This is a genomic window from Piscirickettsia salmonis LF-89 = ATCC VR-1361, from assembly GCF_000297215.2.
Taxonomy (GTDB): domain Bacteria; phylum Pseudomonadota; class Gammaproteobacteria; order Piscirickettsiales; family Piscirickettsiaceae; genus Piscirickettsia; species Piscirickettsia salmonis.
In genome coordinates this window covers 15,687-27,608 of the sequence record NZ_AMFF02000026.1, presented here as the reverse complement: position 1 = coordinate 27,608, position 11,922 = coordinate 15,687, and the positions used below count along the sequence as shown (strand labels likewise).

The window sequence follows — 11,922 nt, the reverse complement described above, 5'->3', positions numbered from 1 at the left end:
ATTTTGCATCATTGGATGTGCAAAATACCTACCGAGGTAGCGACGCTTACGTAGAGTTTAACTTTTTTTCTCTACCTTCAAAGAAAGGTTTAAGCTTTTTATTATATAAAAAATAAAGATTTGCTGAATATTTAATATTTTGGCGAACCGCTTTAACTAGTGCAGCGCCAATTGCGAGTAATTGATCTGAATTCATAGTAATAATGCCTTATAAGCGTATAGCGCTATTTTAATGTTTTAGATGTTAAAAGCAATATGTCAGCCGGTCAAATAAGATTTATTACCATCAAATTTATGTTTATTTTTTTATGAGATAGGCGCTGTTAATTGCTGAATAGCCTCAGGCTCAAGCAATAAAGCATCGACAGGTGGCCAGATTAAATAACCAACTTCGCTTGTTTCAGTATAGAGTTCGTTGAGAGCCAACTATATCTTAGTAAATATATATTCACTAAATCGGAGTCATATCATTTTGAATCTGGATGATTAAAGTACAGTACTGATTTTATAAATGTGGTTGTGAAGATTTAAAGAAGCCCTAAGAGAGGGCTTCGTCTGCGTTTTTTTCTTTTTGTTGTTCTGTTGCTTGTGTTTGAGTAGCCTCGTTATTATTCGAACTATTTTCTTCTTGTGCCTTTTCTTCTTCTGGTGGCAGCATAATATTAAGCTCAAGCACCGAACGTTCTTGGTCTTGATTAAGCTCGACTTTAATTTGCTCACTATCAACATGCACGTATTTTTTGATGACCGCCATAATTTCTTGGCGCAATAAAGGCAAATAATCAGGGCTTTTTTGGCGTTGATTACGCTCATAAGCGACGATAATTTGTAAACGTTCTTTGGCAACATCAGCACTGCGCTTGCGTTTATTATTCGCACTATTAAAAAAATAGTCGAGGATGCTCATGCCTTAAATCCTCCTAATAAACGCTGAAATATATTTTTTTTCCGTACTGTGATAAAACGATATTCAATCTCTTCGCCTAAAAAGCGTGAGACAGCATCAGCATAGGCTTGTCCGGCATCACTGTCTTTATCAAGAATGACTGGATTGCCGGTATTTGACGCACGCAAGACCGCTTTTGACTCAGGAATCACTCCCATTAAGGGAACAGCAAGAATTTCTTTGACAGACTCGATATTGAGCATATCACCGTTTTCAACGCGCTCAGCATTGTAGCGAGTCACTAATAAGTGCTCTTTAACAGGAGGTTGACCTTGTTCTGCTCGATAAGATCTACTGGATAATACACCTAGAATGCGGTCGGAGTCGCGGACTGAAGAGACTTCAGGATTGGTAACAATAATCGCCTCATCAGCAAAATAAAGGGCCATGAGAGCACCTTTTTCAATGCCTGCAGGAGAATCACAGATAATATAGTCAAATTTTTCTTTCAATTCATTGAGTGCTTTTTCAACACCTTCTTTGGTCAGTGCATCTTTGTCGCGCGTTTGTGAGGCGGGTAGAATAAAGAGGTTATCAACATGTTTGTCTTTAATCAGTGCTTGAGTTAAGTTTACTTCATCTTGTAACACATTGACAAAGTCATAGACCACTCGACGTTCACAGCCCATGATTAAATCGAGGTTACGCAGGCCGACATCAAAGTCAATAACGACGGTTTTATAGCCACGTTCTGCCAGGCCGGTTGCAAATGCTGCACTGGTTGTGGTTTTGCCTACACCGCCTTTACCTGAGGTAATTACGACAATTTTTGCCACGATGATGGTTTCCTTTAATTAATAGTTTTAGTTGTTTTAGTTATAGTGTCATAAATTTAAAGGTAATTTTGTTATGTATTTTAATTAAAAGCAAGTGAATTTATAGTGGACGGATGAGGAGTTGATTATGCTCTAAGTAAATCTGTAGATGGTTGTCTTGGCTATAACATTGAATTTCTTCATTAATTTTGTATTGCCCAGCAATGGAAATGAGTTCAGCTTCCAAGCGCCCACAGAAAATACGTGCGTGTTGATTACCGTTGACACCGGCTAAGGCGCGCCCTTTGAGGGTGCCATAAACGTGAATATTGCCATCGGCAATCAATTCTGCGCCTGGGCTGACACTGCTTAAGATAATTAAGTCGCCTTCACCATTGTAAATTTGCTGACCTGAACGCACGGGTTTAGTGATAATTTTGTTTTTTGCTTTAGATGTGGTTTCTGTAACAGAGGGCGCTTTATCTGCTGTGGCAGACTGTGATTGTGCAGAAGATGAACTCGCAGAAGGCTCTTGGCGCTGCTGCTTTGAAGCGATAGTCACTGTTTTTTTTACGGCGGGCTCTTCTTTAGCCGCAGGTAAAATAGCAAAGCCTGCGTGTTGTGCACCCATGTGTTGTGTTTGATTGCCACCACGCACAGCCACTGGGATTAGGCCTAAGCGCCGGCAACAGGTTTGTATGGCAAAAAAGTCGGGGACTTCAGCGAGTTTAAACTGACTAATATCAAGTACGGTGGGAGTATGTTGGAAAAAGTGAGGCGCGTATTTGACTTTTTCTTGCAGTTCTTTTTCTAATTGATTGATATCACTATTGTAAATGAGTAGTACGGTCAGCGTGAATAAACTGCCCTTTAATTGGCAGGTGGTGACAGGTGCTGTTGTTTTTGCGATGTCAGTTTCATGTAAGGCTGTATTCATAAGCTAATGTTTTTCATTCATTGTTTTCGTTTATTTTCCTACACTGTATGGCACTGCTGTAAAGAACTCAAGCACTTTGCCGATATTAAAATTATCTGGGAAAATGAGCTGAGTCGTAAAGGGATGTTCTCATGAGAGGGAAAACATGCTTAACCGTGAATAAAAATGTTGTGCATTCACGTTTGAGTATGCCTTTGCTGTTTATAATATCGCGGATAATTACGTTTTTTTTAGTTCTGGTTATTTATTCTCCCAGTACTCTTGCAAACACTGGCTTTGGTAAAGTGTATGATACGCGAATTTTGGTTGATGCTTCGGATAACCTAGAAAAGAATGACCCGAGCAAGTTACGCATTGAAGCATTACGCATGTTGGTGAGTATATTACCCAAGGGGAGTTATGCTGGTGTTTGGGAGTTTGGTGATTTAGTTAATATTAATATGCCTTATGGCAAAGTAAGCCAACACTGGTTACAAGAGGCGGATCACAAGGTTAAGGCCTTGGAATTACAAACACGCTTTAGTAATCTGGATCAAGCACTGCGTAAAGTGACGGAAGGTTGGGCTCATAATGAGTCAAATAAAGAACGTAATATTATTATTCTAACTGGTAATAAGCTTAAAGTCAGCGCTAAAGAAGGGAAGAATCTGGCGAATAAATCACGTATTATAGATGAGCTCATCCCGTTCTTACAAGCACGCGATATTCGTGTTTATATTGCGGCATTCGGTCCTTTGGATATAGATCGCACTGAGGGGAATAATGAGGGCGAGGTTAGTGCCCAAGAAGATGGTATTTTAACACGCTTAAGTGATGCGACGGATGGGCGTGTTTATTTGATAGAAAATAAAGAAAGTTTACAGCAGGCTTTTTTAAGTATTTTTACTGAAGTGGCCGCTGCAGATGAGTTGCCTATTTTTAAAAATGCGTTTTATGTTGATCGTAGTGTTGAAGAAGCAACGATTTTATTATTGCGTCAAGATAATATAAAAACAGCCAAGCCGGTGATGTTAAAGTCTCCTGTGGGTGTGACTTATTCTTATCAGCGTCACCCTAAATGGATTCGCTGGGTCAAACGTGATTTATTTAGCTTGATTACCTTATCAAAGCCCTTGTATGGCCAATGGCATATTTTGGCTGATTATCTAAGCCCGCTGAGTAAAATATTAATTATGACGCAATTGCAGTTAGAGGTGGATGAGTTACCAAAAATTGCCTTTGCTGGCGAGCGTTTTCGTTTAAAAGCAAAAATTTTAAATCAAGGCAAGTTACTAAATGATCCTAATGTCATTAAAGTGATTAAATTAGTAGGAAATATTCGTGGTAAAGAAGAGTCAATACGTAATATTATTTCAGCTAGTAGGCCAGAGCAGGCAGAATATGTGATGGATGTTACGGCAATGACAGAAGCCGGACATGACCCCTCGATTATGGAAATTCGCCTATTTGCAGATGGCATTACCTTTGAGCGTGAATTTGTACAGAAGGTTCAGGTGTTTAATTCACCTATTACTTGGATGCACAAGGTGATCAGTGATAACCAGCAGCCTATGTATGCAATCACTATCACTGCACGCCATGACTTGGTTGAAAGTGATGATTTAAAATTACGTGTTTTTGTGAAATCTACATCTTCTTCACCTTCTACACAGCTCCAACATAAGGAAATTACTTTAGAAAAGCAAGGGAATGGCTCTTGGATGTTTTGGTTACCTGCCTTACCCGTAGGGCAGAGTTATCAAATACGTGCTCAATTATCGGGTGTAACGATTGCTCAGCGCCCGTTTGGGATATTAGAGTCTGTTTATGCGGTTGAAGGGACAGTGGTACCGTCTGCAGCAGGCTCATCATCCTCATCAGTTTCAGCAATGTCCTCGTCACCAATGGAAGACACTCGAGCTGAAGAAAATGAAAGTGCTGAAGAACTTGGCGGTGCTGCAGAAGAGCAAACAGTCGAAGAAGAGTCTCCTTCTGAAGATGAGCTACTTGGAGACGATAGCGATGAAAATCATAAAAAATCTGCAGAGGAGGCTGATGATGAGATCTCTGAAAGCGACTTTATTGAAGAAATCAATGAACATACTGAGGGCACTGTAAAAAAATCAGGCGAGAGTAATACGGATTCTTCCTTAATTACGATATTGTTTTTTATAGTGTTAGCCAGTGCCTTCGTTGCTGCTGCGGTATTTATTCCGTTGATTATAATTATGCGTAAACGCCAGAGAAAAATGTTGCAGAGTATGGCTGAGGCAGAAGGTACGATCGATAATACAAAAGATAATAACACAGGCGATGATAATAAGAATAAGAACAGTGATGAAGAGAAAGGAGAAGCGTGATGGGGGTGGTATTAATCATGGGGATGCTTATTCTTGAGGCGGTTATTATTGCTGTATTATTTTGGTTTATGGGGATGCGTTCACGCGGTAAAAAAATAAAATTACTCACTGAGCATGTGCAGGTATTAAAAAATAAAAATAAAGAGCGCTTGCAAGTATTGATACAGTTTATTACTCATAAAACAAAATTTGAAGAGCCTGAAAAAGTAGCGCCACAAGTAATACAGTTAGAAGGGGTGATCTATCAGCAAATCATTACTTTATTATTAAATTTTAAGTTAGAGGAGTTTGTTGCCTTAGAAAAGTCTATAGAACGCTTGAGATTTTTAAACCAAGAGTTTAATTTTGAGGAAGAAGCGGTAGATGATAGTGACGCAAGTTTAGATATGAGCATGGAAGAAGATATTGAAGGGAGTGAATAAGTAATATTTCTCTCGCTATTTTTGATTATAAATCCAAATTAAAATCAGTGCCTGAGCTAACTATCTAATATCATACCTAATATCTCTTGTGAATTGTTTTTTAATAAAGAGCAAAAGGGCAATAAATTAAGAGGAACTCGGCCCTCTTAATTTATTGCTTTATTGAGCATAATATCTATTAACTAGACGGGATAAGCTTATCGTGAGAGAGCGAGCGCGACAGTACAATGCTCATAATGATAACAAATGTCATCACGCCAATACCATAGAATATGAGGTATTCTAGTGGGTAATCACCATAACGATGGACTAAATCAGTATGCAGTTGACTGAAGAGTAAGCAGGCAAGAATAGGTGGGATCACTAGTTTAACGAGCCAATCAAAAGCCGGTGAAATTTTGCTTGGACTGTTCGTTTCTAAGTGTGTGCGTAGTTGGCTGATGGGATAGAACCAACCGATAATAATGGCTTCAAGCATGCCGACAAACATCATCATATAGCCACTGGTAAAGTGATCGATAATATCCAGCATATAGAGGCCATTGCCGCGCATAAACAATAAGCCAAAGCAGAGTGTAATGGTGAAATAGATCAGTAAGACGTTTGCCCGTGTTAACGATGGTTTTGCTTGAACAATAGGCGCAACAGCAGCTTCGACAAGAGAGGCCATGGAAGTAAAGGCCAGTGTGAGTAAGGCGAGGAAAAAGGCGAGCGAGAAAACCTCTGGGAGAACAGGTAATAAGCTAAGTGCCTTTGGATAAGCAATAAAAGCGAGGCCAATCCCACCTTGAACCACCTCTGTGACAGGGACGCCTTGGGTGGTCGCCATATGGCCAAGGACACCAAAAATAGCAGTGCCGCCAATAATAGAGCATAGAGTATCACCAGCAATAATGCTTAGTACTGCACGCTTTAAATTTACTTTTTTATCGAGCAAGGAGCCATAGGCAAACATCATACCGGCGCCTAACGACAAGGTAAAAAATACCTGTCCAGCCGCAGCGGCCCATATTTTTAAGGTAAATAATTTAGACCAGTCGGGTAGAAAGAAAAATTTTAAGCCTGTACCAGAGCCAGATAAAAAAAGTGAGTTAAGGGCTAAGAGTGTGAGCAAAATAAAAGGAATGGGCGTAATAAAAAGAGCAACAGCAGAAATTCCTTGAGTACCACGACGCATCACAAAGTATAAGGCAACGTAGAGTAATACAACAAAGATTAGCGTTAAGGCATTAAACTTGCCTGTTTGATTGATGTTATCTGTTAAGCCTAGAAAGTGTTGATAAAAATATTGGCCACTATCGGTTTGCCAGGGCATGGTCGGTGAATGAACGGCATAATTTGTTACCCAGCCAGCAATCACAATGTAATAGCTTAAAATAAACATAGAAACGAGAACACCCATCCAACCGATGCAGCGAAAATTATATTTTCTACTGACGGTGCCCATGGCTTCAGGGGCAGCTTTGGCGGTGGTTTGCCCCATGCCATTTTCTAACAGTAAAAATGGCAAGCCAATAATCATTAAGCAAATTAAGTAAGCAATAAAGAAGCTAGCACCGCCATTTTCGTAAGCAAGGTAAGGAAAACGCCATACATTGCCTAATCCTGCAGCTGACCCTATTGCTGCGAGAATAAAAATCCACGGTGAAGAAAATTTTTGTCGAACATCCATGCTCATAAAGTCCTCCAGTTCAGTTAACTAAAGAAAAGGTAGAGAGCGCCCCTCTTGTTCTTATCAAATTATTAGCATTTTATTGGCCAAGATAAAAGAAATTTAGATTTTATAATTTAAATATGTAGGTGGTTAAAAGTTAAATTCAGCCCAGATGGGACAGTGATCTGATGGTTTTTCCATGCTGCGTATTGCATAATCGATACCTGCATCAACACAATATTCTAAAGCGGGTGAAGTAGCGAGAATATGATCAATGCGCAAGCCACGGCGTGGTTCACGTTCAAAGCCGCGACTGCGATAATCAAACCAGCTATAAAACTCAGTGCTGTCATGATAATGTTTGCGGTAACTATCATCTAAGCCCCAAGCCTGAATTGTTTGATACCATTCTCGCTCTTCCGGTAAAAAGCTACAGGCACCTGTTTTAAGCCAGCGTTTGGCGTTTTGTTCGCCAATGCCGATATCGATATCGTTTGGGCAGATATTAAAGTCACCCATGACAACCAGTAGATCATGCGGGGAAAAATCTTGGTGTAGATGATCGGTTAAATTTTTATAAAACTGTCTTTTATATGGAAATTTGGTATCGTGATGGCAGGATTCACCTTGAGGAAAATAACCGTTTAAAATGGTGAGGGTTTTATTATTAGGAAGAGAGATTTGCCCTGCAATCATGCGCCGCTGAGCCTCTTCTGACTCTTGTGGCAGGCCTTTGGTGATGTGATTTAAGGGGTGTTTTGATAATAAGGCGACACCGTAATGTGATTTTTGTCCGTAAAAATAGGCATGATAGCCGAGTTTTTCAATCGCTTGAATAGGAAAATTTTCATCGATGACTTTGGTTTCTTGAATGCCAATAATATCAGGCTGGTGAGTATGAATCAGCGCTTCGAGTTGGTGAAGACGGGCACGGATACCATTGGTATTAAAGGATACGACTTTCATGCTGTAAGGTCCCTTGGTTCTATAGAGATTGATGCAATATATTTTATTGCTGGCTGAGTAAGTTGTAAGGATAAGGTTTGTGATTAAAATTGCAACTAGTGTTGTTTTTTGTCATGGTTCATGTAGCGGATAAGTCGCAAAGCGATGGAGAGCAAGCTGGCGGTGATGGCTAAATAGAGCGTGAGAGTTTGAGTGAGTGTTGCGCTTGGATTGGTTGAGAGGGTGTGACTTAACCAAGAGACGGTGGTCACAGCGGTCGGCACCCAAAGTATCAGGTAATGCATCAGTGTTGATTGCTTGTTAGGAGCTGCAATCAGATAAAACACAAGACACAAAAATGTTGAAAATAGCGCGTTGGGCGCAGTGATAAATAAAGAAACTGCAATCGTCGACTTTTTAGCTAAGGCATGCTCTGTAAGGAAAAAGTACTCTGCACCACAGATAATAACGGGTAGCCAAGCGATGATACACGTGATGAGAGTTAATAAACGTAGCTGCCTTTTTTGTTTCATATACCTAAATTTGCCTAAACTGTTTTTTTATGTGGGTTTTATTGGTTTTTAGACCGAAAAAAAAGCGACTTGCGTCGCTTTAAGCACTTAATGTGTATCCAACATAGTCACCGCATTAGAGAGAGTGTGTAATCACAGTGTGATATGCTGTATAGTTAATATACAACAAGACTTATCGTTTTACAATAACTAATGTTCGAATCTTATGTGTTTATTATTGTTTGGCAGTAATTGGCTGAGCTAAGAGTTTGGCTGCCTTAATCTATTTCAGTTTTTAACTTATTGATAAATATATTGATAAATAAAATATTTGGACTATATCAATGTAACAAGTCTCTAACAGACATGAGGTATAACATTGTGCGCTGTTGGTGGCCGTTAAGTTTTAGATGGTTAGCTCTTGTTGTTGTTTCAGTTGACAAGCCTCACGCATAACCCAGGAGATGACAATAAGAATTAAACCAATAAACAGCGCGATGATGGTGCCGTCGTTAAACTGTAGATTAAAAAAGCGATAGCCTGGAGGGTTCATGTAGGTTGTTAATATACTGAGTAAAGATTTTGATAGCGGTGTTAATATCGCCCATATTAATGCTGTAAGACCTAAGTGGCGATAATGGCGGACGTTATCGAGGACAAAAATTTGACCGACCGCATAGTTTCTAAAAATACGAATTAATTGATAGCACGCGAATATATAAGTAGTTGCAGGTAAAAAGGACGTTGCAAAAATTAATGAGCGCAAGGGGTAGCCTAGCTCAATAATCGTAGATACGGATAACGCACTGGCCGGTTGCTCTGCCCAGGCGCCGTTGTAGAGCCAGTAAATAATATAAGGGATAGGTAAAGCAATAATAATTAGCCAGCATAGACACTGAATAACAAAGCTGACACGTCTTATCTTATATAAAGTGGTGCTATCCATTTAAACTCTCTCTTTTCTATAAGACCTCATTTTAATGAAGTTTATGTAATTTTCAAATTTAAAATGCAAGCAGATTTAATTTTTTGAGAGTGTTAGCTAGGTGTTTGGTTGTTTTGTGCCAGTTTATAATGGGATCACCTGCACCAATTTTTATAATTTAATGTTTATGTATAAAGTATGCTTGTATTTATTCGAGAAAATAGGGCTATCTCGTTGTGTTTTAGGAAAGCTGGCTATACTTTAGTTTATGGATAAATAGTTCTTTTAATTAAAGATGCTAATAAAAGCCCTGATAAAAACATTAATAAAGTATGCTTATGTTGCGTTATAAGTTTCTTTTATATCATCGTAACCTGTTAAGAAAAAGCGTCTTAGCTCGCTTTGTGGTTGTTTTGTTTGTGGTGATGTTTATCTGTATGCTGGGTTTGACTTATGTTGAATACCAACGTCAGAAAAATAATTTAATCATGGGGATTGAACAGCGTGTTGATGTTTTCGTTGAGCTGTTAACCCTGGTATTGCGTGAACCTGTTTATAATGTTGATGAAGATCAAATTCAAGCGGTTGTTAATTCTTTTTTAAAAGAAAAAATGATTTTAAAAATTTCAGTATTTGGAATTAATAAGGATGATGTTCTGGCATCACGCTGGAGCCTTTCGAAGAGTTTTATTGACTTAACAGAAGAAAAACTGCGGCAGTTAGGCATAGCAAAAGAGAGTCAGTCACGCTACTTTAAAAAGCAATCAGGTGAGAATGGTGGCTGGGAAATAATTGCTGAGCAAGGCTTGTTAAGCTTGCCTGAAGAGGCCAGGCCTTATTTAACTAGGCAGTTACAAGAGCATCAACAGCAGTATGGCGTTGAGGTGAAAGAGCGACCTATTTTAGTCGATGGTGAGCGCATTGGCACTGTGGATATCGTTTTTACGCTTAAATCGATGCAGGAGGGGCTATATACTCTGTTTCTACATATGCTGTTTCAAAATATCTTGATTATTGGCTTAGTGTTGATTGTCACTGCGGTGTTGTTGTATCAGTTTATTGTCTCTCCAATCAGAGAGCTTGGGGATAAGCTCAAAGACATTGCTGAGGGACATGGTGATTTAACGGCTTTGCTGGTGATTAAAAGCGAGGATGAAATTGGTGAGGTTGCTCAGCACGTGAATGGCTTTATTGGTAAACTTCGGAAAATGGTGTTAGTGATTCGTGGTGAAGTGGATAATTTAGCGAGTGCAGCCACAGGGCTCAGAAAATTTAGTGATGAGGTAAATAGTATTTCTGCTCGCCAAAGCACTGAAACACAGCATGTGGCAATGTCAGTTCACGAGATTGTCAGTACAATGCATGCGTCAACAGAAAAATGTGAATTCGCCGCTCAAGTGGCAGAAGATGCTCAGAATGTTGCCGAACATACCAGCGAAGTGATGTTAAGTAGTATCGGGGCAATCGAAGAACTTTCTTATGAGGTAGAAGATGCATCAGCGGCTATAGATTCGCAATGGAAGCAAAGCCAAAATATTGAGAGTATTTTAGATGTTATTCAAGAGATTGCTGAAGAGACGAACATGCTGGCTTTAAATGCTGCGATTGAAGCGGCGCGAGCCGGTGAGAAAGGGCGTGGTTTTGCGGTGGTTGCCAGTGAGGTTAGGGTACTTGCCCAGCGTACTCAAAACTCAGCGCAAGAGGTCGGGGAGATGATTCATGCACTGCAGTCAAGTGCACAAAAGGCAACTGATGTTATGAAGCGTGGTGTTGGTCATGCACGAGTCAGTGCTGAATATGCAACAGATGCGAGGGAGTCGTTATTTGTGATTTTGGATGCAATTGATATGATGAACGATCAAACGCAATCTATCGCGACTTCTGTCTATCAGCAAAACACAGCGACGCAAGAGATTGATGCTAATATTCGTAATATTAATTATTTGACCCAAACAACAGAAACGGGCGCACAGCATATTACCAGAACCAGTGTAGAGCTTGATGGCCTCACTAAGCGTTTACTGACGCTGATGAAGCAGTTTAAAGTGTAGTGAAATAAACTGCTTTTGATGCTGCTTATTTGCTATATTGCTAATTTGAACTCACTGGTCACTATCCTGCATTACCTTGTTTTATTGAAGAATTGCTTGCCTTTTGAATATGGCTTCTGTAAGATTGGCCTGTTTGGAGAGGTGTCTGAGTGGTTGAAAGAGCACGCCTGGAAAGTGTGTATACGTTAATAGCGTATCGAGGGTTCGAATCCCTCTCTCTCCGCCAAGTCAATGGTGGCTTTTTTGGTTCTCTCGCAACACTAGATTGTGAACCCCGTCAGGCCCGGAAGGGAGCAGCGGTAGTGATTGATGTGTGTGCCGGGAGTCGGCTGAGAAAGCTGCCACCCTTTCTTGTTCTTGCCTTGATTATCCTGGAAAATAATAGCTAACGTGCTTATAATAGCGCCATCAAATTAGATTATTTAAATTTAAATTT

Annotated in this window: 11 protein-coding genes, 1 tRNA gene and 1 other RNA gene; 5 read left to right on the top strand and 8 right to left on the bottom strand. The window is 39.8% G+C overall.

The genetic code is table 11. The annotated features are described in order from the left end of the window. Positions 1-46: 46 nt before the first annotated feature. The 4 genes from C200_RS15325 to minC form a co-directional block, all read right to left on the bottom strand. Positions 47-196, bottom strand: a complete 150-nt coding sequence (locus tag C200_RS15325) for a hypothetical protein (RefSeq protein WP_016209806.1) — start codon at positions 194-196, stop codon at positions 47-49. A gap of 342 nt (positions 197-538) precedes the next feature. After that, the gene (gene minE / locus C200_RS03885) at positions 539-907 is read right to left on the bottom strand and encodes a cell division topological specificity factor MinE (protein ID WP_016209808.1); all 369 of its coding nucleotides are present in this window, start codon (positions 905-907) and stop codon (positions 539-541) included. Then, positions 904-1,722, bottom strand: coding sequence for a septum site-determining protein MinD (minD, locus tag C200_RS03880; RefSeq protein ID WP_016209824.1), 819 nt, complete (start codon positions 1,720-1,722; stop codon positions 904-906). The genes minE and minD overlap by 4 nt, the downstream gene beginning before the upstream one ends. Positions 1,723-1,822: 100 nt before the next feature. Further along, positions 1,823-2,638, bottom strand: coding sequence for a septum site-determining protein MinC (gene minC / locus C200_RS03875; protein ID WP_016209813.1), 816 nt, complete (start codon positions 2,636-2,638; stop codon positions 1,823-1,825). Positions 2,639-2,769: 131 nt separating this feature from the next. Between minC and C200_RS03870 the strand changes: the two genes are divergently transcribed. Both C200_RS03870 and C200_RS03865 read left to right on the top strand, forming a co-directional pair. Beyond that, a complete protein-coding gene (locus C200_RS03870; protein ID WP_230384836.1) occupies positions 2,770-4,977 on the top strand; it encodes a vWA domain-containing protein in 2,208 nt (735 codons plus the stop codon). Next, entirely contained in the window at positions 4,977-5,399 is a 423-nt protein-coding gene (locus C200_RS03865; RefSeq protein ID WP_032126324.1) for a hypothetical protein, read from the top strand. The genes C200_RS03870 and C200_RS03865 overlap by 1 nt, the downstream gene beginning before the upstream one ends. A gap of 178 nt (positions 5,400-5,577) precedes the next feature. Here the strand turns inward: C200_RS03865 and C200_RS03860 are convergent, their stop codons facing one another. The 4 genes from C200_RS03860 to C200_RS03845 all read right to left on the bottom strand — a co-directional run bounded on the left by C200_RS03860 (position 5,578) and on the right by C200_RS03845 (position 9,456). After that, entirely contained in the window at positions 5,578-7,077 is a 1,500-nt protein-coding gene (locus C200_RS03860; RefSeq protein WP_230383271.1) for a sodium-dependent transporter, read from the bottom strand. A gap of 126 nt (positions 7,078-7,203) precedes the next feature. Further along, positions 7,204-8,019, bottom strand: a complete 816-nt coding sequence (xthA, locus tag C200_RS03855; protein WP_016209818.1) for an exodeoxyribonuclease III — start codon at positions 8,017-8,019, stop codon at positions 7,204-7,206. A 95-nt stretch (positions 8,020-8,114) separates the two neighbouring features. After that, positions 8,115-8,531, bottom strand: coding sequence for a hypothetical protein (locus C200_RS03850; RefSeq protein ID WP_016209799.1), 417 nt, complete (start codon positions 8,529-8,531; stop codon positions 8,115-8,117). 385 nt (positions 8,532-8,916) lie between these two features. Beyond that, positions 8,917-9,456 (bottom strand): DUF2975 domain-containing protein, encoded by a 540-nt coding sequence (locus tag C200_RS03845; RefSeq protein ID WP_016209815.1) that lies wholly within the window; start codon positions 9,454-9,456, stop codon positions 8,917-8,919. Positions 9,457-9,773: 317 nt separating this feature from the next. Here C200_RS03845 and C200_RS03840 point away from each other — a divergent pair, with 317 nt between their 5' ends. The 3 genes from C200_RS03840 to ffs all read left to right on the top strand — a co-directional run bounded on the left by C200_RS03840 (position 9,774) and on the right by ffs (position 11,824). Then, entirely contained in the window at positions 9,774-11,486 is a 1,713-nt protein-coding gene (locus C200_RS03840) for a methyl-accepting chemotaxis protein (RefSeq protein WP_016209814.1), read from the top strand. A gap of 135 nt (positions 11,487-11,621) precedes the next feature. Next, positions 11,622-11,712, top strand: a tRNA-Ser gene (locus C200_RS03835). Positions 11,713-11,727: 15 nt separating this feature from the next. Beyond that, an RNA gene (gene ffs, locus C200_RS14770) (signal recognition particle sRNA small type) lies at positions 11,728-11,824 on the top strand. Positions 11,825-11,922: the final 98 nt, after the last annotated feature.